The 23394-nt window shown below is 66.2% G+C and carries 22 protein-coding genes; 7 read left to right on the top strand and 15 right to left on the bottom strand.

The genetic code is table 11. From position 1 onward, the window contains the following. The first annotated feature begins 49 nt into the window (after nt 1-49). Nucleotides 50-697 carry a PHP-associated domain-containing protein gene (locus tag AC5FRZ_RS17025; RefSeq protein WP_493565215.1) on the top strand — a complete coding sequence of 216 codons (648 nt, stop codon included), beginning with the start codon at nt 50-52 and terminating at the stop codon, nt 695-697. Nucleotides 698-719: 22 nt separating this feature from the next. Here AC5FRZ_RS17025 and AC5FRZ_RS17030 read toward each other — a convergent pair whose 3' ends face one another. From AC5FRZ_RS17030 to AC5FRZ_RS17040, 3 genes are all read right to left on the bottom strand, one after another. Beyond that, the gene (locus tag AC5FRZ_RS17030) at nt 720-1718 is read right to left on the bottom strand and encodes a DUF7972 family membrane protein (protein ID WP_493565216.1); all 999 of its coding nucleotides are present in this window, start codon (nt 1716-1718) and stop codon (nt 720-722) included. A gap of 30 nt (nt 1719-1748) precedes the next feature. Next, nucleotides 1749-2498 carry a GNAT family N-acetyltransferase gene (locus AC5FRZ_RS17035; RefSeq protein WP_493565217.1) on the bottom strand — a complete coding sequence of 250 codons (750 nt, stop codon included), beginning with the start codon at nt 2496-2498 and terminating at the stop codon, nt 1749-1751. A 78-nt stretch (nt 2499-2576) separates the two neighbouring features. Continuing rightward, nucleotides 2577-2813 (bottom strand): DUF8593 domain-containing protein, encoded by a 237-nt coding sequence (locus AC5FRZ_RS17040; RefSeq protein WP_493565218.1) that lies wholly within the window; start codon nt 2811-2813, stop codon nt 2577-2579. A gap of 155 nt (nt 2814-2968) precedes the next feature. Between AC5FRZ_RS17040 and AC5FRZ_RS17045 the strand changes: the two genes are divergently transcribed. The 5 genes from AC5FRZ_RS17045 (at nt 2969) to AC5FRZ_RS17065 (ending at nt 6581) form a co-directional block, all read left to right on the top strand. Then, entirely contained in the window at nt 2969-3268 is a 300-nt protein-coding gene (locus tag AC5FRZ_RS17045; protein WP_493565219.1) for a TFIIB-type zinc ribbon-containing protein, read from the top strand. Between the two features lie 84 nt (nt 3269-3352). After that, the gene (locus AC5FRZ_RS17050; RefSeq protein ID WP_372480905.1) at nt 3353-4342 is read left to right on the top strand and encodes a DUF7972 family membrane protein; all 990 of its coding nucleotides are present in this window, start codon (nt 3353-3355) and stop codon (nt 4340-4342) included. A 283-nt stretch (nt 4343-4625) separates the two neighbouring features. Further along, on the top strand, nt 4626-5732 hold the full coding sequence (locus tag AC5FRZ_RS17055) for a glutamate-cysteine ligase family protein (RefSeq protein ID WP_493565220.1): 1107 nt from the start codon (nt 4626-4628) through the stop codon (nt 5730-5732). A gap of 263 nt (nt 5733-5995) precedes the next feature. Then, on the top strand, nt 5996-6205 hold the full coding sequence (locus AC5FRZ_RS17060; RefSeq protein WP_372480903.1) for a DUF1328 domain-containing protein: 210 nt from the start codon (nt 5996-5998) through the stop codon (nt 6203-6205). A gap of 97 nt (nt 6206-6302) precedes the next feature. Continuing rightward, on the top strand, nt 6303-6581 hold the full coding sequence (locus AC5FRZ_RS17065) for a hypothetical protein (protein ID WP_372480902.1): 279 nt from the start codon (nt 6303-6305) through the stop codon (nt 6579-6581). A 315-nt stretch (nt 6582-6896) separates the two neighbouring features. Here AC5FRZ_RS17065 and AC5FRZ_RS17070 read toward each other — a convergent pair whose 3' ends face one another. Next, nucleotides 6897-7721, bottom strand: a complete 825-nt coding sequence (locus tag AC5FRZ_RS17070) for an HpcH/HpaI aldolase family protein (protein ID WP_493565221.1) — start codon at nt 7719-7721, stop codon at nt 6897-6899. A gap of 123 nt (nt 7722-7844) precedes the next feature. Here AC5FRZ_RS17070 and glnA2 point away from each other — a divergent pair, with 123 nt between their 5' ends. Beyond that, nucleotides 7845-9182, top strand: coding sequence for a gamma-glutamylputrescine synthetase (gene glnA2, locus AC5FRZ_RS17075; RefSeq protein ID WP_170092866.1), 1338 nt, complete (start codon nt 7845-7847; stop codon nt 9180-9182). A gap of 65 nt (nt 9183-9247) precedes the next feature. Here glnA2 and AC5FRZ_RS17080 read toward each other — a convergent pair whose 3' ends face one another. The 11 genes from AC5FRZ_RS17080 to AC5FRZ_RS17130 form a co-directional block, all read right to left on the bottom strand. Then, nucleotides 9248-10597, bottom strand: a complete 1350-nt coding sequence (locus AC5FRZ_RS17080) for a lysine N(6)-hydroxylase/L-ornithine N(5)-oxygenase family protein (protein WP_493565222.1) — start codon at nt 10595-10597, stop codon at nt 9248-9250. Beyond that, nucleotides 10590-11216, bottom strand: a complete 627-nt coding sequence (locus AC5FRZ_RS17085; RefSeq protein WP_170092868.1) for a GNAT family N-acetyltransferase — start codon at nt 11214-11216, stop codon at nt 10590-10592. Before AC5FRZ_RS17085 ends, AC5FRZ_RS17080 begins: the two co-directional genes overlap by 8 nt. Then, nucleotides 11213-13018 carry an IucA/IucC family protein gene (locus AC5FRZ_RS17090; RefSeq protein WP_493565223.1) on the bottom strand — a complete coding sequence of 602 codons (1806 nt, stop codon included), beginning with the start codon at nt 13016-13018 and terminating at the stop codon, nt 11213-11215. Before AC5FRZ_RS17090 ends, AC5FRZ_RS17085 begins: the two co-directional genes overlap by 4 nt. Further along, the gene (locus tag AC5FRZ_RS17095) at nt 13015-14526 is read right to left on the bottom strand and encodes a pyridoxal phosphate-dependent decarboxylase family protein (protein WP_372480897.1); all 1512 of its coding nucleotides are present in this window, start codon (nt 14524-14526) and stop codon (nt 13015-13017) included. The genes AC5FRZ_RS17090 and AC5FRZ_RS17095 overlap by 4 nt, the downstream gene beginning before the upstream one ends. Continuing rightward, complete coding sequence (locus tag AC5FRZ_RS17100; protein ID WP_372480896.1) at nt 14523-15893, bottom strand: diaminobutyrate--2-oxoglutarate transaminase; 1371 nt, start codon at nt 15891-15893, stop codon at nt 14523-14525. Before AC5FRZ_RS17100 ends, AC5FRZ_RS17095 begins: the two co-directional genes overlap by 4 nt. Nucleotides 15894-16106: 213 nt before the next feature. Further along, entirely contained in the window at nt 16107-17951 is a 1845-nt protein-coding gene (locus AC5FRZ_RS17105; RefSeq protein ID WP_493565295.1) for an IucA/IucC family protein, read from the bottom strand. A 154-nt stretch (nt 17952-18105) separates the two neighbouring features. After that, nucleotides 18106-19350: an ABC transporter substrate-binding protein gene (locus AC5FRZ_RS17110; protein ID WP_493565224.1), complete on the bottom strand. Its 1245-nt coding sequence runs from the start codon at nt 19348-19350 to the stop codon at nt 18106-18108. 119 nt (nt 19351-19469) lie between these two features. Further along, nucleotides 19470-20573, bottom strand: coding sequence for an outer membrane protein assembly factor BamB family protein (locus AC5FRZ_RS17115; protein WP_493565225.1), 1104 nt, complete (start codon nt 20571-20573; stop codon nt 19470-19472). Between the two features lie 352 nt (nt 20574-20925). After that, nucleotides 20926-21486, bottom strand: a complete 561-nt coding sequence (locus AC5FRZ_RS17120; protein ID WP_493565226.1) for a class I SAM-dependent methyltransferase — start codon at nt 21484-21486, stop codon at nt 20926-20928. A gap of 1 nt (nt 21487) precedes the next feature. Further along, on the bottom strand, nt 21488-21928 hold the full coding sequence (locus AC5FRZ_RS17125) for a DUF302 domain-containing protein (protein WP_170092875.1): 441 nt from the start codon (nt 21926-21928) through the stop codon (nt 21488-21490). Between the two features lie 347 nt (nt 21929-22275). After that, nucleotides 22276-23223, bottom strand: a complete 948-nt coding sequence (locus AC5FRZ_RS17130) for a DUF7847 domain-containing protein (protein WP_170092876.1) — start codon at nt 23221-23223, stop codon at nt 22276-22278. Nucleotides 23224-23394 lie beyond the last annotated feature (171 nt).

A 23394-nucleotide genomic window follows, 5' to 3' on the forward strand; every position in this document is an offset into this window, starting at 1 on the left:
GGGCGAACCGTGCCGCCAACTGGCCGCTGTACTCACTCCGAGGAGTGGTATGTTGACAGTCGATCTCCACACGCACACGCGATTTTTCCACGGCTGCCAGTCGGAGCCCACCGCCTTCGACCCGCTCGGTGCCCGGCTCCTGGCGCTGTGGGGTCGACGCCGTGGACTCGACGGCATCGCACTGACGAATCACGACTACTACAGCCCGCTGGGCAACGAGCGGCGGTCCCCACAGTTCATCCCGGGCATCGAGGTGACGACGACGGCGGGGCACCTCCTCGTCGTCGGACCGGATCCGCCGCGCAAGACGACGCCGGGTCGTTCGACGCCATCGGAAGTCGTGTCACGGGCTCACCGCAACGGGTGTGTCGCGATCATCGCACATCCGTTCCGTCGGAGCCGTGTCCACGAGTGTGAGGCGGCGTTCGACGCCGTCGAAATCAACGGCAAGCACCCCGACAACGCCGACCGAGTGCGAGCGCTCGCGGGCGAACTCGGAGTCCCGATCGTCGGGGGGAGCGACGCACACTACCCGTTCGAAGTGGGACGGACGGTGACCCGGATCCAGAGCGGGACGCTCACGCCAGAAGCCGTGGTCACCGCGATCCGGGACGGAGCAGTCGAAGTACACGTCCGCGAAACCATCGCTGACGATCTCGTGCGGACCGGCTACGAGTACGTTCACCGTCACCTGTGAGCCCGTCGAAGGCCCGTCCCCGCTACTGTAGCGAGAAGATGCCACCCGACGCGGTCAGGTGTGCGACGGTCGAGAGCCGTAGCATGTAGGCGGTCAACACGAGATACGGGGCCAGCGAGACCGTGAAGGCGACCGCCACGAACGTCTGGAGCGGTGGGAGCCCCAGAATCAGGCCTTCGGGCAGGACTTCGCCGTTGATCGCGATGATCGTCGAGGCGTTGAACAGGATCGCCGGGAGCGTGACGACCAGCAGCGTCCGGGACAGCTGTGAGGCCTCTTTCGTGTAGTAGAGCGTCTTGAAGTACTCCTGTCCGATCGCGAACAGCTCGAACGCTTCGACGAGGTCCTCGAACCGCTCGGAGGGGGTGTCGCGACCGGACGCGATCGCCCGCGACCGTTCGATGTGGGTCCCGTAGTCGAACCCGATCCCCTTCCAGAGGACGGCAAACTCCGCGCCGGTCGTCTGTCCGACCGCCCCGAGGTCGTCGGCGGCGTTCGAGACGCCACTCGAGTACTCGTCGACCTCCTCGACGAACTCCTGTTCGGCGTCGCCCAGTTCGTCGGTCAGCGCCTCCGCACGTGTACTGATAATGTGAGACATGACCCTGAGAAAGGAGGCGGGATCGGACGGACTCTCGTCGCCGTCGGTCAGCTGGCCGAGATCGTGGCGGAAATCGATCGCGCCGCGGATTCGTTCCTCCTGGGTCTCGACGGAGGTGATGTCGTGTGAGAGCACGATCGAATTGATCGAGACGACGATCGAGACGAGGAGGATCATCCCGCTCAGGAACGTGTTGAGAATCGTCTGGACGGTCGAGGTGTCTGTCAGCAGCGTCTGCATCTCGAAGGTCCAGAACGTCGCGATTCCCATGAACGTCGCGAACACGACCGTGAGCAAGGCTCCGGTCACCGCCAGTCGTTCCGCTTCGAGCAACACCCACCGGACGATGCCGACGCCAGTCGCTCGGGTCGGGATCGGGAACCAGTCACGCCATCGGGTGAACCGCTCGACGATACTCATCGGCGGCCTTCCCGAGACCGTCGCGCGTCCTCAGAGATACGCATCGTCCCACTCGTCGGCCCGGTGGGCGTTGCCACAGTTCTCGCACTCGAGCCGTTCGAGGCTGTCGGCGGCGATCTCGGTACTACCACACTGCGAACAGAAGTAGCCGTACGACTCCGTCGTCCCCACCCCCGAACTGTGTATCACGAAGAACGGGGCCTCTCTCCCCGGAATACTCTCGTTTCGGTCGACGGGGTGGTCGTCTCCGTCCACGGTAACGCTCTCGGGAATCGGGACCGTCGGGTCGTCGGGCGAGTGCGTCTCGTTGCGCTCGGTGAAGACGGTGACGGCGAACGCCTCGCCCCCGATCTGGATCTGATCGTGGCTGCTCTGTTCGAGGTCGAGGTGTTCGGGGAACGTCCCGCCCTCGACGGCGTCTTCGAGGATACACGCCCGGATGGGCGTCTCGCCGACCGTCTCGCGGACGTGATCGAACAGCGCCGTGGCGATCCCGTCACCGCGCGTCTCCGGATCGACGTGGAGCCAGCGGATCGTCGCTTCCGTGCCGATCTGGACGGTGACGAATCCGAACACCGACGGAGTGGTCTCGGCCGTCTCCTCGGCGACGAGGACCGTGCGGTCGTCGTCGAACAGTCCGTCGAGCGCCGTGTCCGAAAACTCCTCTTCGAGTATCATCTCGATCTGTTGTGGGCTGAGCGCGTACGACGACTGCAAGCAGTCGCGTGCGATCGTTCGAATCCGTTCCCGGTCGTCGGACGCTGCTGGGCGAACGTTCATACTATGGTGTCGCTGAAGGGGTGCGGTCGCAATCTCGAACGCACTGTACTCGACGCCGATGTGTACCGTGAGACGGCGTTACCTGCTCAGGTGAACCTCGTCGTCGGAGACGGTCTCGACGTTGGAGCCGTCGATCTGGTAGCTGTCTTCGTCGCCCTCGCCCCAGCCCAGTTTGGACCGAATCGTGTCCGTGATCCCTGGATCGGGTTCGACGTGACCCGTGCCGTGTTCGACTTCGATGACGCGACCGACTTGCTCGCCGTTCGCGTTGACCACTTTCTTACCCTCGTCGTCTGTCGTGAGTGTGTCTCGCATGGCGGTTTCACCGACGGCGTCGCCGCACCTGAGAGCGGCGCTTGCAGACGCAAGGCGCACTTGTGTGGCGAGTCCAGCGGCGGAGCCGCGTCCGGACAGATGACGGCTCGGTGACAGCCGACAGTATGAATACCCGTGCGAACGAACGCCACGGCATGGACGAACAGGACCAAGTCCACGGTCAGTCGATCGAGCCGGGAGAGATAGTGTACGACAGCGACAGGCGGCCGGTGGGACGCGTCAGTGGGTTCACCGACGGCGGGTTCGAAGCGGAGGCGATGGATCCCGACGGGAGCGACGTCGAAGAACTCCCGGGCCAGGAGTTCGGCGAGGGGTACCTGATGTGGCGCTGTGCCGAGTGCGGCGCGATGGACGAACTGGACGGCGGTTTGCCGGGGTCGTGCCCGGACTGTGGCGCGCCGCGGGAAGCGATCTCGGTCGTCGAAGAGGATTGAACGCCGTCGCCACGAGCCGTACCGAGGGCCCCAACGCGCTCGGTATCACCGCAGTTTTATCCGGTGTCTGGTCGTGTACACCGTATGGTTCCCGAGCTTCGGACAGCGCGTACTGTTCGAGACGACGACCCAGTCTGGGTTCGTCTGGTAGATTGGATACTGTTCGGCGGTGACCGACGAGCCGTCGCGGGCGGTCTGGTCGTCGTGGTGACCGGGATCGTCTGGGGGCTCATCGCTGCCGACGTACTGGCGGTCGGACCCGACAGCTCCGTGTCGGGGCTCTTCGGGAGCGGACTCGCCTCGGGGATCGTGACACTGCTCACGATCGCGCTCTCGATCAACCAGCTCGTTCTCTCGCGGGTGTTTGGCTCGCTCGACACGCTGACCAGCCGCCTCACTGGCTCACGGGACCTGCGACGGACCGTCGAGTCGATCGCCGAGGTGCCGTCGAGCCCCAACGATCCGGCCGAATTCCTCTCTCTGATCGCGACGACGCTGCGTGACCGCGCCGACGGAGTGGTGACGACCGCCGACGACTCCGACTGGGAGCCGCCGGTGGAGTTTACGAGCGCGCTGGGCGACATCGCCGCGTACGGGGACAGCATCGACTCGCACCTCGAAGCGAACACGAACGTCAACGACACCCTCGATGTCGTGTTGGGGCCGGAGTACGCGCTGAACATGGCCGCGGTCCAGCACCTCCAAACCGAGTACGCGGCGTCGATTCCAGAGGCGGCGCTGGCGGAGCTTCACGACATCGAGGCGTTGCTCGAATCCATCGCGGTCGTCCGGCAGTTCTACAAGACGATCGCCGTCCAGCAGGACCTCGCGACGCTCTCGCGGCTGCTGGTCTACTCGGGTATCACCGCCCTGCTGGCCACGGTCGCCGTGACGCTGGTCTACCGAACGGGGTCGGTCACGCTCCCCCACGCGGTGCTGCCCGCGGTCGTGAGCGTCGGGTTCGGGCTCGTCGTCGTCCCGCTGGCGCTGTTCGTCGCGTACGTCCTCCGAGCGGCGACTGTCGCACGCCAGACGGTCTCGGTCGGTCCGTTCGTCCCTCCCAGAAGTCGCTGAGGGCAGGCGTGCGCAAATCGACGGCGCAGACGGCTGACCGTCCGCATTCGTCGGCGTCCGTTCGAATCGACGACCCCTAAACGATTAGACCGTAGAAACATGCCGCGTCGACGTGTCTCGACGAGTGGACGACACGCGACAGCCGCGGCCGTCGCCGTCGCGTCGTCACCACCCTCAGTATGAGAGCTACAACGACACCGCTCGCGAGCGTTCCAGAGGTACAGTGTACTGGCGAACACGACGCCGTGAACCGACTCGTCGACGCAGTCGCCACCTGATTTCCATGTACACACTCACCACCGGCGTCGAACTGGAGTTGTGGGTCGTCGACGAGATGGGACGGCTGTGTGACGGGGGACCGATCGTCGACGCACACCCGCAGATAGAGCCCGAGTTCATCGACCCGCTCGTCGAGGTGAAGACCGAGCCCCACACCAGCGAACGCGACCTGCGGCGCGATCTGCGGTCGACGCTCCGGGCGGGAATCCGGGCGGCAGAGTCCGTCGGGAAACACCTCGTACCACTTGGGACGCCGTTGACCGCGTCCGATACCGCTGCCAACTGCAAGCGCGGTCGGGTCTTCGAGACTGTCTACGGGAGCGGCGTCGAGAGTGCGAAGAACTGTGCCGGGACGCACATCCACTTCCAGCAGGACGCCGTGGTCGACCAACTCAACCTCCTGACCGCGCTCGATCCCGCGCTCGCGCTGGTGAGCTCCGCACCGTACTACACCGGGCGGCGAAGAGCGAGCTCGGCCCGCGCGCTCGCCTACCGGACCGGCTGTGGCGACGCGTTCCGCTGTTACACCGACCTGTGGGAGTACGCAGACAGCCTCGCGGAGTGGCGCGGCCGGGTCGACCAGAAGTACGATCGCTTCAAACGGCTGGCCGCCGAGCGCGGCGTCTCTCGCGAGCGGATCGAGGCGCTGTTCGCCCCCGAGGACACGGTGCTGAACCCCGTCCGGCTCCGGGAGTGTCAGCCGACCGTCGAGTGGCGCGCACCGGACGCGACCCTCCCCAGCCAGGTCGTCCAGCTCGCGACCGATGTCGAGAACCTGATCGCACAGACGGGAACGGCGGCTATCGAGTACGGGGACGGGCCGCCGACGGTCGGTGCTGACCCTATCCAGCTCCCGGAATTCGAGGAGCTTCGGACCCTGAGCTGGCGGGCGATCGAGTCTGGACTCGCGTCCTCGGCCGTCAGAGCGTACCTCCGTGACCTGGGATTCGATCTCTCGACGTACGATCCGCTCTCGCGGCAACTGGACGGACCGCGAGAGATCGACGAGTCGGACGCCCGAACACGGCGGTTGCGACAGGCCGGTCGCTTGCACGCAGACGTCCGACGGCTGACCGACGAGCGGACGGAGCCGTCGACGTTCCCCGCGTAACGGCGTCGCGGCGACGACGGCCGACACCGAGTCATACTGCCGGCTGTCACTGTTTCAAGATATTCGCCACCCCGTGGTCGCGAAATTCGTCACAGACGGACAGCCGGCAGTATCAGTTCGTGAGGAGCAGCCGGCGACCAGTGGCGGAGATGGCCGTCCTTACCGTCGGACCGTCACACCGCGACCCCACTTTACCGACCGAGTGCGATCTCGGTCGGCAATAGCAGTCGTATAACTAACCTCCTGTGACGTGGACGGTACGCATGGCACGAACACAGGCCGTGCTCGACACCGCCGCGTTCGCTCCCCTCCAGTTTGGAGGCGATCTCATCGGTCTCGCGATCGCCTTCCTCGTACTGGCGATAATCGCCGCCGTGCTCGGTGCGAGCGGTGTGGCCGGTCTCAGTATGCGCATCGCCAAGTGGATCGTCATCATCTTCGTCGTCCTCGCGATTGTCTCGTTCCTCCTCTAGCTGCCCGTTCACGACAGTCGCCGGCCGTCGGGACCCCAATCTCTACCGATCGGGGCCACCGTTATGACGGTGCGATCCGAATCAGTGACAGCCGGTCATGAATACACTCAGCCAGATCACCGTCTGCTCACAGCACCACACGACCGAGCTGGGCGGAGGGAAGCTCAAGATCAGCCGTGACTACACGTGCGTCTACGTCACCGGGTCCCCGGAGCGGCTGCTGCCGGACTGGGACGTTCGCGGCCACTCGATCGTCGCCTCCGACGCTGGCGACGTGCAGTACACCGGGGACGTCGTCGAGGTCGTCGAACGCGACAGAGACCGTGGACCGACGGTCACACTGCTCTGTAAACCGCCGGAACCACACGGGAAGTAGCGGCCAGCGAGCCAGGCAAGAACAGATGGAGACACCTACAATCGAATTGCGGACAGACAGTCAATTGTACGACTGGGCAAGACAATCGAGTGTAGAAGACAGTAGATAAGCAGTCGTATTTTCCACTTTTTCTCTAAAGTTTGCCTTACAGAACTTTATCTCGGCATATCCTCGTCTATCTGGTCGCTGACGTAGCGAGTCTGGTCGCTGGTGTGGCTGTCTTCGTCACGTCGCCGTCCCACCGCTACGGTCCCGCCCCGGCGGGCGACGGGGACGGAAAAACCGACCGGACCCGCTCCGTCGCCTGCTGGACGCTCAGCCTCGCTCGTCGTCGGTGAACCACGACAGACGCTCGCGCAGGATCTCGGCGGCGAAGTCGTACTCGTTGCCGACGCTGAGCAGTCGGTACCCTCGCTCGATCGCCTGTCGAGTGCCGTCCCGGCCGGTGAAGGTGCTGTGGTACGTCCCCAGCATCGGGATCGATCGGTCACGGCAGGTCGCTTCGACGTACTCGATCTGGGCACGAACGTCCGGGTGGTCGTACTCCTGTGGGTGGCCCATCGACACGCTCAGGTCTCCGGGACCGGGAAACACGAAGTCCAGTTCCGGCACGTCGAGGATCGCGGGGAGGTTCTGTACCGCCCGCTCGTCTTCGACGAGGACACCGAGCCGGACCGCGTCGTCCTCGGTTCGGTGGTAGGACTCGTCTCCGAGGTAGGCCGTCCCGTAGCCACTTGATCGACTCTGGGAGAGGCCGCGTGCTCCGGCGCCAGAATCGTACTCGAAGTAACAGGCTTCGGCCGCGCGTCTGAGGTCGGCCGCCGTCTCGACGCGGGGCACGACGACGGTTCGTACGCCCGCGTCCAGCACCTTCCGGACGGTCGCGGGATCGCCGTCGGGGAGTCTGACGACGAGTGCAACACCGCTACACTCTCCCGCGCGGGTCAGTCGCTCCAGTGTCGGGCCGTCCAGCGGACTGGCGTTCTTGTGTTCGAGATCGATCCACACCCAGTCGAGACCGACCGCCCCGTACAGTTCGATCAGGGACTCCGCTGCCGTCTCGACGGCGGCACCAGCGTACACGCGCTCGCCGTCGCCCAGTCCCGCGAGGCGGTTCCGCTGGGGGTCAGTTCCGCTCACGATTCGCCTCCCACTCGCCGCCGGTCGTCGAAGTCGCTGTGAGAATTGTCTCTGGACACACTCGCGTATACTTTAGGCAAGCCTAAAAATTATATGGTCGAGGGTTCGAGACGAAGACGTTCGATGAACACTCAGACGATCGCGGATCGATGTGAAAAGGCGGATGTCGAGCTGTTGCGACTCCTGTACGTCGGCAACGACGGTGTCGTCCGTGGCCACGCGGTCGAACGGAACCACGTTCGGGACGCGCTCGACGCTGGCGTCCCGCTGCCGGAGCTGGTCCAGTCGTTCAACGCGCTGGGCCACCGCGTCAAAGACGCTCGGTTCGACGCCGTCGGCGAGGTGCGGCTCGTCCCCGACGGCTCGTCGTTCAGGGTACTCGACCACGAGGATCGGGTCGCAGCGGTGCTCTGCTCGCTGCGAGACCGCGACTCCGGAGATCCCTGGGACGCCGACCCGCGCTCGGCGCTCTCGCGACAGCTCGCCGACCTCGCAGCGGAAGGGCTCGAAGCGGCGCTCGCGCTCGAAAGCGAGTTCCACCTCGTCACCGACGAGGAGGAGCCGTCGCCACACGGCGACCGCGGCGTCTACTCGACGGCGAGCATGCGCAACGGCCACGAAGTGATCCTCGACATCGTCGACGCCCTGAAAGCCCAGGGGATCGACGTAGCCAAGTACTATCCCGAGTACGCCGCCGGGAAACACGAGATCGTGACCGAGTATGGCCGGGGTATCGGGGCCGTCGACGACTACGTGTTCCTCCGGGAGACCGTGGACGCTGTCGCCGACGCTCACGAGCTGGGAGCCACGTTCCTCCCGTACCCGTTCGACGGTGCCACGAACGGTTGCCACGTTCACCTTTCGCTGTGGGACGACGACAACCGGTTCGCACCGACTGACGACGACCGGGCACTGAGCCCGATGGGGCGACACTTCGTCGGCGGCATTCTGGCGCACGTCCCGGCGTTGCTCGCACTCACGTCCCCGACGGTCAACTCCTACGCACGCCTCAGGCCCCAGGCCGGCGCAGCCGCGTACGGCTGCTGGGGCGTGGGCAACCGAGAGGCCGCCGTGCGGATCCCGGCGGTCGCGCCCGACGAGCGGGCCACGGCGACCCGCGTCGAGTTCCGGCCGGCGGACAACACCGCCAACCCGTACCTGTCGGTTCTCGGACTGCTCGCGGCCGGGCTGGACGGCGTCAGAAACGAGATCGATCCCGGCCCCCCGCTGGAAGCGGATCCGGCCAACTGCGACGAGGCGACGCTGGCCGAGCGCGGCGTCGATCGACTGCCGACGACGCTGGGAGCGGCCCTCGACGCGTTGGCCGACGACGAGGTGCTGCGGTCGGCGCTGGGCGAGCCACTCGCGGCGTCGTATCTCACGGTCAAACGCAGCGAGTGGGAGGCGTTCACCGACAGCGGGGCCACGTGGAGACGCGACCAGTTCCGCGACACGTTCTGAGCTGGCCGCTACCGTCACGGGCTTTCCAGGGTGTCGAGAGCAGTGGTCGCGTCGGACCACGCCGGTCAGTCGTCGGAGCGGGCGGGCTCGCGGGCTCGCCTCGCCGGGGCGTCGTCGACGAACCGTTCGACGGCGAAATCCTGGAAGACGGTGTCCTCGTCGATCGGATACACCTCGCGCCCGGTGAGTTGCTCGACGATGACGGCGTTGCGGTAACAGCCCAGCCCCAGATCCGGGGTGCCGACGCCGTGGGTGTAGACCCCGGCGTTCTGGACGAACAGCCGCCCCGCACAGTCGCTCTCGACGCGGTACTCCTCGGTGATGCGGAGCCGCCCCTTCGGATCGCGTTCGAGCGCGTCTTCCAGCGGTCCCAGGAACGACGGCGTCGGCCGGTGGTAGCCAGTCCCGAGGACGACCGTCGCCGCCTCGTGGACGAATCGCTCGTCCTGCTGGGTCTGGTGGCACGCGAGGCAGTACCCGTCGTCGGTCGCCTCGATATCTTCGACGGCGGTCGTCGCGAGCATCCCGAAGTCGGGCTCGCCCGAACCGATGGACCGCTCGTACAGCGTGTCGTAGATCCGGGCGCTCGTCTGCACGTCGATCCCCTTGTACAGGAGGTCCTGGTCTGAGAGTGTCTCGTCTCTGGTCTCCTGATCCAGGTCCGAGAAGTACCGCGTGTACTCCGGAGTGAAGTGTTGCAGCCCGAGCTTCGAGTACTCCATCGGGAAGAAGCCGTCCGAGCGGGTGAGCCAGTCGAGGCGGTAGCCGTAATCGGCCTGTCGTTCGAGCAGGTCCAGGACGACCTCGGCGGCGCTCTGGCCGGAGCCGACGACGGCGATCGCGTCGCTGTCGAGAGCGCCGTCGCGGCGGTCGCGGTACTGTGCGGTGTGGAAGACGGCGTCGCCCAGGCAGTCGCGGAACTGTTCTGGAACGTAGGGCCGTGAGCCGACGCCGACGACGAGGTCGTCGGCAGTGAACGCGTACCGCTCGCCGGTTTCCGGATCGACGGCTTCGACCCGGAAGCCCGAGTCGGTCTCGGTGACGCTCGTGACTCGGCGGCCGAACCGACAGCTGTCGAGTCGATCCGCGACCCAGCCGAGGTAGGCGTCGTACTCTCGACGGGGCACCTGGAACGTCTCGTAGAAGTAGAACTCGTAGATCCGGTCGTTCTCGCGCAGGTAGTTGAGGTAGCTGTACTCGCTGGTCGGATCGGCGAGCGTGACCAGATCCGCGAGGAACGGCACTTCGAGGGTCGCTCCCTCGATGAGCATCCCCTCGTGCCAGGCGAAGGCTGACGCCTGTTCGAGAAACGCTGCCTCGACGTCCGTGTCCGCGAGCAGGGCCGCGAGCCCGAGGTTGAACGGGCCGAGTCCCACACCGAGGACGTCGACGTGGCCACGGTCGGTCTCAGTCATTCGCTCTCACCTCCCCCGCCGCGTGGCCGTCGGGCCAGATCGTCTCCTCGAAGGGCTCGCGGTGGCAGTACATGAGCATCGCGTCTTTCTCGGCCATGGCGATCTCCCGGACCGGTTCGAACCCACAGCGCCTGAACACGTGTCTGACGACCTCGTTGCGAACGTCGGGCTCGACGACGATCCGGTCGGTCTCGGCGTGTGTGAACTGAAAGCGCAGCATCGCTCTGACGAGCGGGACGGCCAGCCCCTGTCCGACGAACTCCGGCGGGCCGACGAGGAGGTGGAGCCCCTGGTCTGTCGGGTTCGCGTCGAAGTGCTCGCCGACCTCGTCGTCTGCTGCCCAGTAACACTCCCAGTAGCTCATCGGGACGTGATCGACGGAGCCGACGTAACAGCCCACGCCCTCGGTCGCCAGCTTCTCCGCCATCGTCTCGCGAAACACCGACAGCGGTTCTGCGAGGTCCCAGAACGGCTGGACGTGGTCGGCGTTGAGCCACGCGTGCAGTCGGCCGAGATCCTCGGACAGCGAGACCGGACGGAAGGCGACCGTCCGGTCGATCGTCTCGTCGTGGACCCGGAAGCTGTCGTCGCGAGCGACGGACGTCGCGGGCGCGGTCATCGCATCACCGCCGGTGGGAACGTCTCGACCAGCGGATTGGGGACGGCAGCGTACACCGACTGGTCGTCGAGCGAGGGGGCGTCGAGTTCGTCGAGCCCGCGGAACCGCGTGAGCAGGTTCGCCTTGCGCGGGACGGTCTCGGATTCGAGGAGCGGGTCGAGCAGCGACGAGGACGGCCGATCGAACTGCCGGAGCGACGAGAGGTGATCGCGCAGGACTTCGAGGAGTCGCCGTTCGTCCACGAGGCCGGCGGTGCCGAAGGCGTTGATCACGCCGAAGGCGTTGTTCAGGACGACGTAGTAGCGGATCCGCTCGTCGGCGACGGCGTCCGGGCAGATCGTGTCGGCCCGCTGGCCGACGCCGGGACAGACGGCGTCGATCCGATCGTAGGCACCCTCCGGGAAGTAGTACCCCTGGTTGTCCCGGTAGAAGGCACGGTCCGGGTAGCCGTCGTCGTCGAGGGTCAGGACCGTGTTCTGCTGGTGGGCCTCCAGTCCGAGCCCCCACTCGAGGAACAGCCAGAGGACCGGTCTGATCGCCGTCTCCAGATACTGCTCGAACCAGTCGACGCTCACCGCGTCGGGGCTGTGTCCCGTTCGCTGTGCGATGTCGCGAACGACCCGCTCCAGGCGGGACGGTCCCGCGATGCCGTCCTGACACAGCGCCGCGACCGGCGTCGCCCGCCGCCGGCCCGACGGAGCGAACGGATTCTCTCGGAGGACGACCTCGAACCCCGACTCGGCGCTCTCGCTCTGGACGGTCAGGTAAGCGGGGTCTCGAATCACGTCGAACGCGGGAAATCGGTCGTCGATCGCGTCCCCGAGTTCGGTGTCGAGCAGTTCCGAGATCGCGACGCCGCGGTCCAGCTCCGGGCGCTTGTTCGTCCGCTCGGCGTTCGTGATCTTGACCGCCAGCGAGCCCTTGACCATGAACGGCGACTCGGGCGCGTACAGCGTCCGCACCGAGGAGGTCGGTGCGAACTCGCGGCCGATCGGTCCGAGCGATTCGAGACGCCCGTCGTCGAGCAAGCGCCGTGCGGGCTCCCGGTCGAGCAGGTACTGGGCCTGCCAGGGGTGAAGCGGGAGGAGGACGCGCCCGTCGTCGACGTGGCGGTCGACGACCTCGTCGGCGACGGTCGGATCGTCTCGGAGCGCCGATGCGACCCACTCGGCGGCGCTGTGCTCGCGCGTGGAGTCCTGATCGACGACGGCCGAATCGGCGCTGACGTAGTGAAGCGAGAAGCTCGTCCCGAGTTCGGGCGCGTAGCGTGGCCCGTCCCGACCCATCCCGCGCCGGCTCTTGGGGGTCGGATGCATGAGGTGGCCAAACACCAGCGACTGCTCGGCCTCGCGGAACGTCGCCTCGGGATCGGTGAGCGCGTCGTCGCCCCGGCGGGCGTCGACGTACCGCGCTGTCGCCCGACAGCTCGAAACGACCCGGGCCAGCAGCTCGTCCCGATCGGCGTCGCCCCCGCGCGTCAGTTCGAGTTCCTTGGTCAGGAGCGTCGCGAGCGTGAGGTAGTCACAGTCGTGGTTCGCCCCCTCGACGCGGTACTGCACCGGCGTCTCGAAGAGGTGCCGACCGGTCGGCGAGCGGTGTGCGACCGGGGCGTACAGATCGATGCCCTGGGCTTCGAGCGGACAGTACAGGACGAGCTCCTCGGCGTCGATCGGCGTCTCGTCGCCGGGTCGAAACTCCCCACTGGCGGTCTCGTGGCAGTAGCAGTTCAGGAAGCTGTGCGTCGTGGCGTGGCGCGCGATCTCGCGCGCCGAGTCGTCGTGGTGTCGTGTCAGTCGCGTCATGTCGATCTCTCTCGTTCGATCTCGGTGCCGTGTTCGACGACCGATGCGAGCAGCGCACGGAGCGACGAGCGCGTCGCCCGCGGGTTCAGCAGGGTGAACTTGAGCGTCGCCCTTCCGTCGACCTCGGTGCGGGCGATCACTGCCCGCCCCGCTCGGAGCAGCCGATCGCGGATGGCCGGGTTGATCTCGTCCGGGTCGCCCTCCTCGGGCCGGTAGCGAAACAGGACGGTGCTCAGCTGCGGCTCACACACCAGTTCGAGTTCGGGGTGGTCACGAACGTCGTCGCCGACAGCGGTCGCGAGGTCGACGACGTACTCGACCCAGTCGGCGAGGCGCTCGCGTCCCAGCGTCCGGAACGTCACGTACGGTTTCAGGGCGTCGAACCGGCGGGTCGTCTGGAGGGACTTCCCGACGAGGTTCGGGACGCCCGCATCGTCGTCGGCTTCGGGGTTGAGATACGCTGCGTTGCGGTCCTGTAGCCGGAACTGGTTGCCGTCTCGGAGCAGAAAAGCCCCACAGCTGATCGGCTGGTAGAACAGCTTGTGGAAGTCGACCGCAGCGGAGTCCGCCCGCTCGATGCCGTCGAGGGTCGACCGCTCGCGGTCGGAGAGCAGCAGTGCGCCGCCGTAGGCAGCGTCGACGTGGAACCAGAGGTCGTGCTCGGCCGCGCGGTCGGCGAGCGCCGGGAGCGGGTCGACGGCACCGTGGTCGGTCGTCCCCGCGGTCCCGAACAGCGCGAACGGTCGGCACCCCTCCGCGCTGAGATCCGCGAGGGTCGCGTCCAGTGCGTCCGGGTCCATCCGGTAACCGTCGTCGGTCGGGACCTCGACGACGGCGTCCTCGCCGAGACCCAGCTGTGCCGTGGCCTGGGCCGCGGTGAAGTGAGCCGCCTCGGAGGTGACGACCCGGAGGTCGTCGGCGTCGGCGGGGAGTCCCTCGGTCTGTACGTCACAGTTCAGTCGCTCCCGACAGAACCACTCCCGGGCCAAGAGCAGGCCCTGGAGGTTCGACTGGGTACCGCCGCTCGTGAACACGCCGTCAGCGCCGGCAGGGAAGGATAGGCGGTCACAGAGCGCGTCGACGACCCGCTCCTCGCAGACGGAGGGCGCTGGGGCCTGGTCGAAGGAGTCCATCGACTGGTTCGTCCCCGCGACGAGCGCTTCGGCCGCGAGTCCGGGGATCGTCGGCGGGCACTGGAGGTGAGCGACACAGTCGGGGTCGAAGACGCCGACGACGGACGAGAGCACCTCGTCCGTGATCTCGCCGAGCGTCGCTTCGACCGACTGTCCACGCTCGGGGAGGACACGCCGTTCCGCGAACCGCTCGCGGAGCGTGTCGGGGGCAGCGCCGGAGTACGGCGTCGCGCGGTCGGTCGCGGTCACCACGGCGCGCGTCGCCGCGTCGGCCGCAGCCGCGTACGCGCGGTTCCCGTCGTCGCTCCCGAGGAACGCGTCGTCGACCGGCGGCTGGTCCAGGCCCTCGGTCGCGTCGGGAGCGCCGCCGCTCATGCGAGCACCTCCGCGCGTTCGTCGGCGTCGATCGCCGCGCGAACGCTGCGGTGGAACAGCTCGGCGATGTCGTCGACCTGTCTCGGGGAGACGACCAGCGGCGGGAGGAATCGAGCGGTCGCGCCGTCGCGCCCGCCGGTCTCGATGATGAGTCCGCGATCGAACGCCTCGGCCTGGACGCGCTCTGCGAGGTCACCGTCGGGCGGATACTGGCCCTGCGGGCCGGGCTCGCCGGCCGGATCGACGAACTCGACGCCCAGCATGAGCCCCCGTCCCCGAACGTCCCCGACCGCCTGGCTGATCGTAGCGGTGTCTGCGAGCTGCTCTCGGAGCCGCTCGCCCATCGCCGCGGCGTGTTCGTCGAGGTCGTTGTCGAGAACGTGTCGCATCGTCACCGTCCCGGCCGCCATCGCGAGCTGGTTGCCACGGAACGTCCCCGCGTGTGCCCCCGGTTCCCACTCGTCGAGTTCCTCGTCGTAGACGACGACCGCGAGCGGGAGCCCGCCGCCGACGGCCTTCGAGACGGTGACGACGTCGGGGACGATGTCGGCGTGTTCGAATCCGAACAGCTCTCCGGTACGACCGAGTCCGGTCTGGATCTCGTCGGCGATCAGCGGCACGTCGTGCTCGTCGGTGAGACGCCGGATCTCGCGCAGCCACGGGACCGGCGCGGGAACGGACCCCCCTTCGCCCTGGACCGACTCGAAGATCATCCCGGCCGGCGAGACGACGCCGCTGGCGGGATCGTCGAGCACGCGTTCGACGTACCGGGCGCTGGTGCGCCAGCACTCGTCACCGCCCGCTCCGAACGGACACCGGTACGTGTAGGGGTACGGGAGGTGGTGGACAGCCGAGGACAGTCCGGGCAGGGGCTCTTTGGGCCCGGTGTTGCCCATGAGGCTCAACGCCTCGCCGGTCATCCCGTGATAGCCGCCCTGGAAGCCGAGGATCGGCCGGTTTCCGGTGGCCGTCCTGACGAGCTTCAGTGCCGCCTCCACCGCGTCGGTCCCGGCGGGGCTACAGAACTGGACCTTCGCGGTGTCTGTCAGCTCGTCGGGGAGACAGTCGAACAGCGTGTCGACGAACCGCTCTTTCTCCGGCGTCGTGATGTCCAGCGTGTGGATTGCTCGCCCGTCAGCGAGCACGCGCTCCATCTCCTCGACGACGGCTGGGTGGTTGTGTCCGAGCGCGAGCGTCCCCGCCCCCGCGAGGCAGTCGTAGTACTCGTCGCCGTCGACGTCGACGACGGTCAGTCCCGAGGCGCTCTCGATCGCCAGCGGAAGATATCGCGGATAGGTCCGTGCGCTCGATTCGCGATCCGACTGCTGGGCGAGCAACTGGTCGGCCGTCGCGTCAGCGTAGTTCACTCACGATCACCTCCGGTCCGGAAAACCGCCCCTCCGGACAGCGTGTGATGGCTCGTCATCGATTGTTTTAGGCACACCTAAAAACAAAAAGCTACTGGTAATAGTTAGAGTTCTAGTAAAAGTTCGCAGAAAAGCTCTAGAAATTCGAGATATTCTGAAGAATTTCGCGACCCCGTGGTCGTGACTCTCTTGCAACAGTGACAGCCGGCAGTATCAGTCGTGTCGATCGTCGCCCAGCTCGGCGAGCGTGTTCGTCACCGTCCCGTGGGCGGTCACCCCCGGTGGCTCGGGATCGTCGGTGTACCCGTAATCGGTCAGGCGGCCGCGGTTCAGACAGAGGCGCGTGAACTCGGGTTCGAACAGATCGAAGCGCTCGAAGCGCCCCTCCAGTTCCGGGTGTGCCGACTGGTACCGCTCGATGCTGTCCCGGACCTGCCGCCAGAAGGTCGTCTCCTCGTAGCCGGCTTCCCGTTCGAGGAGGTCGGAGACGTACCGGAGGACACAGATGAACACGGTCCCGAAGATGTGCTGACACAGCGCCTCCGGCCCCTTCTGGTGGAGGATGTCGGGATGGTCGTACAGGTCGTCGGGGATCACGGACGCCTCGGGGAGGCGCTCTTCGCTCAGCGCGATCTCGTCGACGTAGTCCTTGACCGCGATCCGGACCGGGCGTCCGTCCCGGTGGATGACGAGGACGTTCGTCCCGTGTGGCATGAACACCAGCCCGTACTTGTACAGGTAGTGCAGCAACGGCTCGAAGAGCACGTTGAGGAACTCGTCGATCCAGGCCGACAGCGAGAGCCCCGCGCGGGAGGCGAACTCGGAGACGATCGGCGAGCCGTCGACGTCGCGGTGGAACAGCGCGGAGAGTGGCACCGCCTGCTCGGACGCCGCCGTGAGCGACTGGACGCTCTCGCGCCAGACCGCGCCCAGCAGCTCCTGGTACTGGTAGGGTGCGCCGGAGAGCTGCGAAAACTGTGGGTGCTCGTAGTTGATGCTCGCGATCTCGCCGGGGAGCACGAGATCGCACTCGTCACTGAGAAACGGGTCCCGATCGCGAATTGCTTTGACCGCCGCCGTCACGCGAGGCGCGGCCAGCGCTTGCTCGCCCGGCAGACCGCGATACACGATCGTGTTCAGTATCCGCATCGGGAGCTTGACGTGTGGTTTCGTCGGGTCCGAACGGTTGGTCAGCGTCCGGATCGACTGCTGGGGGAGGTACGTGTCGGGACCGGCTCCGAGTGGCACGATCTCGTCGGCCGCGATCGCGGGCGCGAACAGCTGGGCAAGCGTGTCTCGCCACTGCCACTCGTGGACGGGCATGAGGTAGTACTCGGAAGGTTCGAGACCCTGCTCCGAGACGAGCCGTTCGAACTCCCCGACGTGGTCGCCGAGGTGTGTCTCCATCAGCCCGTCGTAATCGAGTCCGTCGACGCTCGCGAACGTCGCCTCGGATCGGCGAACGGCGACCCACTGCAGTGACTGGGGACGCTGGTTCTCCGGCGCGTACCGGAGGTAGTCCTCGTAGTCGAAGCCGATACGTCCCTTGTTGACCGTGAACCACGGATGGCCCCGCATCTCCCCTTCGATCTCTCTCGCGTCGAGATCCAGGATACTGTCCGCGGCGTCGTCGTCGGCATCGATGTGTGTGTCCGCCAGGAGCGTGTTGTTGTACTCCCGGACGAGGTAACTCGCCGTCTGATCGTCGATGCCCAGCGTCTCGCGGGCGTCGAGCAGGAACTGGATGGCGTCGCTCGCCGCCGTCCACGCACCGTCGCCGACGCGTTTCCGGATCGACGACGGATCGACGCGGTAGCTGTCGAAGACCCGCTCCTGTGCCCGGAATTCGTAGGTGGTGTCGCCCAGCGGGACGCGATAGACGCGCCAGTCGCCGTCGACGGCGTACTCCTGGGGGTCGAGGAGTTGCTCGTAGGTGAACTCCGCGAGCATCTTCGCGAGCAACGCGCGATCGGCGCTCTGCCAGCGGTCCGTCTGCAGGGTCGTCCGGAGCCGCTCGACCGCTGTACTCGAGACGCCACGACTGGCCTCGTCTCTCATGTAGGATGTCACCCGTTGATCTTTAGGCTAGCCTAAAACGTAATAAGTGTTCCCCTCGATCTCGTCTATCGGGTTGTCATCCGGTGGTTTCGGGCGACTGGAACGCCGAAGAGACCGGTGCAACGAGACAGCGAAAAGACCGCGTAATCAGAGGTCAGTTCGACCCGGTGACGGCCGCTGCGAGCGCCTCGCGGTCGAACAGCTGTTCGTCCTCGGGGATCGTCGGCAGCTCGGCGGCGGTGACCTCGCCCGGCCACTCGCCGAACTCGTCGGGATAGAGCTGTTTGCCCAGCATCTCGGTCTGGAAGAGGTTGATGATCGGGCCCTGATACGCCGAGCCGCCGACGTACAGCTCGTCGTCCTGAACGGCGGTAAGTTCCTGTCCCAGTCGGCTGTCGCGCATCCCCTCGACCGTCTTCCGGAGCGCGTTCTCGTCGTTCCAGTCGCGGTAGTTGACGCCGAAGTGGAAGACGATCACGTCGGGGTCGGCGTCGAGCAACGTCTCGTAGTCGACTTCGATCCCCGACTGACCGCCGTACTCGCCCTCGAAGGCGTCGACGACACCGAGGTCTCGGTACTGCTTCTTTCCGTACGCCTTGTCGATCTCGGTCTTCGGGTTGTACGCGTGGAACGACCCCTCTGTGTCGGGATTGATCTGTGCGTTGAGCAGCCCGACGCTCGGGCGCTCGGACTCGGGCGGGACGCGCGACCGCATGTCTTCCATCGCCGACCGGTAGATCTCGTTGATCGCCGCCGCCGTCTCGGACTTGCCGAACAGGTCGCCGTACCGGCTGACGAACTCGGGAATGTCGTAGTAGGCGTAGGACTCGTCACCGGGCCAGGTCGGCCAGTCGGCCCCGCGCTTGCGGCGGCTGGCGTTGCCGAAGAACGGTGCGATCGAGTCCTCGATCTCGGAGATGTCGGCCTCGTCGGCACCGTAGTACGAGATGAACCGATTCGGGTCGGTGGCGAACAGATCGGGATCGAGTTCGTACAGGTACTCCGTCTTGAGCGACCAGTCCTCGGTCCGGACCAGATCCAGTGACGACGGGTCCGGCACGTCGACGCCGGGCAGCTGGTCGTAGAACCCGGTGAACCAGAACTGGTTGCCCTCGGCGGCGACGAGCTTGTCGGCCATGCCCAGGGCAGTCAGTACGTCTTCCTCGAACCCCCACCCGCCCACGATACGTTCGGGCTCCGACGCCAGACTGCGTTCGCCGACGGGTTCGATCGTCCCCGAGTAGGACGGCCCGGTCTGGGTCTCCGTCTCGGTCGACTCGGCCTCCTGGCCCGAAAGTGCGGAACACCCGGCCAGCGAGCCGGTGGCCAGCAGCGTAGTGCCGTACGCTATGCATTTTCTTCGCGTCGGTCGTGGCTCGTCTCCGTCGTCTCTTGCCATAGATTTTAGCCCAGCCTAAAGTAATAAATGGCTTTCGGTTTTTAGTCCAGCCTAAAAGCAACTCACAACAGCTGTCAAACGTGGCAGCGCCGTACAGTGACTCCGGGTGCCTGGAACGGCTATCCGGACTCTTCGGTGAGAGCGACGACGCCCCCCTGTCGACCCGTGACGAAGAGTCGAGCGCTGGTCATCGACACCGAACACGGCGCGAGCCGGAGAGAGGTTCGCCAGCAGACGCGCCCGTCTGTCCGCGAAATCGCGACGATTTCGCCCCGCCCAGCCGCTGTCTCCGGGAGGGTCCCATATCCCACGACGAGACAGTCACCGGTCACGGCGGGCCGGCAGAGCCTGAATTCCCCACTATCACTCGGAGATGCGTCTCGATCGGCCAGCGGCTCACGGAAGAGCCAGTCCAGTTTGCCCGTCGACGCGTGCAAGGCGAACACGAGCAATCGGTCCTGCTGTTCGTGGCTCACACAGACGAACACCCGCTCGCCGTCGGTCGCCAGCGACGAGTACGCCACCCCGCCCGAACCCGTGTGTCCGGGAAACTCCCACTCGGCCCCCTCGTCGGTCGTCCCGACTGCCAGCGTCTCCTGTGGCTTCGACGCCCACACGATATCGTGCGTGAAGACGGCATCCCGATATCCGGGTACCACTGGCCTCGACGGAGACTGCAGCGGCGAGGGGACCCGCTCGATCTCGGGTTGCCCGTCCGACAGCTCGATGGTGAACAGCGACTGGACGGTGCCATCGTAAACCGCCCAGATTCGTCGATCAGCCACTGCCAGGCCACGAGGTTCTTCGAGCGCGTCGGCGTCGTGGTGTGCGCCCAGGTACAACCGCCACTGCTCGGTTCCATCGCGGGGCGCGATTCCGTGGACGCCGTAGCTGCTCTGGACGTACACGATCTCCGGCGTCGCCAGTGCGCGGGCTGCAAATTCCGCCGGTGAACCAGCGACAGAGAGGTATTTCTCGGGAACGCTGTCGGCGACGCGGTCGTAGAGCGAGCGACGCCAGCGAACTGTGCCGTCACTCGCATCGACGGCGACGACGTCGGTGCCGCCGTCGGTCACGTAGACGGTTCCATCGACGAGACCGCCGAACGTCGGCGTCCGACCGTCGGGTGGATAGACGATCCATCGGCTCCACCGACGCGTGCCGTCGGTCGCGTCTTCGGCGTGCAGTTGGACCTCGCTACCGAACCGCCGTGCGGTAATCACCCGCTCCGGCGTTGCAGCGACGATAGCACCGGTTGGTGTCGTCGAGCGGCCGCCGTCGAAAGAATCCTGCCAGGCGACGCTCGGAGCGGTCTGTACTCCGTGAGGAGAACTCGCCGTGTTTCGAAGGTCGCCGTGGGGAAAGCGCCACGTCTCAGCCGACGGCGACCAGGACGTACCGACCGATCGTGGCGGTTGTTCGTTCGGTCCGCTCCACGGCGTCACCGAACGACAGCCAGCGAGTGCACTCACACCGGCGAGACCGGCGAGTCGGAGGGCATCACGGCGGGACGGAGGCGACATCACTGGGCACGTGTTGGGCTGTTCGAAAATAGCTACTGGAAAGAATGGCGGCCTACTGTCTCGTGGCGATCACGAGGAACGTCTCCGGGCGAACGGCGTCGTGTTCGATGGTGAAGCCGGCGTCTCGGAGTGCGTCGGTCGTCTGCGACGCGGTAAAGCGCTCGTCGAGGGGCGGACCGGCGTCGCCGCTGCCACTGGCCGCCCAGTCGGCGACGACGAGTCGCCCGCCGTCGGTCAGCACCCGCGCGATCTCCGTGAGGGCAGTCTCGTCCGCGAATTCGTGGTACGTCATCGTCGAGAACGCGGCGTCGAGAGCGTCGGTCGCCAGCGGGAGGTCGGCGACGCCGCTGGTCACCAGTTCGACGTTGTCTGGAACGCCCTTCTCCCGGTAGTAGTCGTGCATCTCGCTCTGTACGTCGACGGCGTACACCGTGTCGGCGATGGCGGCAGCGTCGTCGGTGTAGAAGCCGGTCCCGCTGCCGAGGTCCGCGATCACGTCGTCGCCGTCCAGCGACAGCGCCCAGAGCAGTTCCTCGGCAGAGAGCGCGCGGTACCGGCGGGCCGCGTCCTCCAGCTTGTCCGCCCGCGCGGCGTCGAAGGTGTGAAACCCCATCTCAGAGGTTCTCGAAGGCTTCGTCGACCATCTCTCCGGTGTCGGCGACGATGTCGGCCATCACGTCGTCGTCGGGAGCCATGCCGACCAGGCGCGCGAGACGCATGATCGAGACGTGGTAGACGCGCTGTCGGCCGGGCGCTTCCTCCCAGACGACGACGTTGCAGGGCATGAGCGCGCCCAGTCGGTTGTCGGTCGCGTCGAGCGCTCGATCCGCGACGGCCGGGTTGCAGGCACCGAGGACGTAGTAGGGGTCCCGGTCCGCGTCGACCTTCTCGTTGAGCATCTCCGACGGCGAGAACTCGACCGGAATGCCGAAGCCCGCAGCCGTGAACACCTCGCGGACGTGTTCGACGGCGTCTTCGTGGTCCATCTCCAGCGTCGTCTGGGCCTCGCCGATGTCGTCGGGGTCGATCTGTGTCGGGTCGATAGGGAGCGTCATTCCTGTGGAATATTGGGCCCACTCAGAAAAACTCTTTCGCCGTCGACCTCGCGCCGCGGCGAGCGAGAGCGGCGACGACGAACGAGGTGACGCCGGGAAGCGCGACGGTGTTGGCCGCTTTTTCCACACAACCGAACGAGAGGGCAGCGACGTTTCGACGGTACGACAATACAGCGTGATAGCTGTCGGAGAATGTCGACTGCATCCGGCAGCAATATTGTAGCAGTTGTGAAGATCTATTCGAGGAGTCGGTCACGGTCGTCGGGCGCTCGTTTCGATGTCTCAGTGTCGTAACTGATCGAGGCGTTGCCGAAATTCCTCGGATACCGTCGAGAACGGAGCCGCGGTCACTCGATCGCGTCCGTCGCCGCGCCGTCTGGAGCCGGACTCGACTCCGTGTCGCTCGCGTTCCAGTAGGCTTCGAGCGGGCCGTCGACACCCGTCAGCTGGACCCACGCCTGAACCGTGATACCGAGGACGACGATCGAGACCACCGCAGACTCCAGCGAGAAGATCGCCTGGCTGGCCAGGAACATCGGCGACTGGAACGTCACGTCGGGCGTGAGCTGTCCGAAGAGCAGGCTGAAGACCATGTTCACCGCGTAGGGAACGACGAGTGCGAGCCCCAGTCGCAGTCGGTTGCCGGCGACGACGCGCCAGCTCCGAACGAACGCCGACGGGACCGACGCGTCCCGGACGACGATTTCGTGGTCGACGAAAGCGAACACTACGACGACGACAGCGACCGGAAGGGCGGCCAGCAGGAAGGCTGGGACCAGGAGCAGCGGCACGTACCACGAACCGACGACTGTCGTCTGTAGTGATTCCGGTAGCACCAGGAAAACCCCGATCGCCGCCAGAAAGACGGCGATCATACTGAGTATCGTCAGGACGAACACGGCAACCATCTTCAACAGGGAGGCGACGAACAGCCGCAGCGTCGCCCAGCCGAGGGACCGAAAGACAAGCTGTTCGGGGATGTGGTCGCGCCCGTCGTCGACGAGCGCACGAACGGCGACGACCTGGATGGGGACCGTGAGTATCCCGCCGGTGAGTCCACCCAGCAGCGCAGCGCCCGCCGACGCCAACGCTGGGAGCGCCGTCCCGGGTGCCGGCGCGCCGGCCGGTGTCATCGCTCCGCTCGTGCCGAGGGGAATGTACGTCGTCGCCAGCACCCACATGAACGCGCCCTGGAGGAGGCTCGCAGCGAAGAACGTCGCCACGAGGAGAGCACCGTTTCGCGAGAGCGCACGTGCGAGACCACCGGTGATCGTCTGTCGAACGTGGAGGGCCATACGTGGGATTTGTCACCTCCTGAGTTCAATTCTACGGAGTGTCCCCGTGTCGGCGAAGTCGACTGACGGGAGCGTATCCGACACAGATCCGTCCAGCGTGGCGAGAGCGTCACAGACGGACGACCGGCAGTATGAACGCAACCCGATTTTCCGACCCGGAAAAGAAGTGGT

It is taken from the genome of Halomicrobium sp. HArcht1-1 (assembly GCF_058933285.1).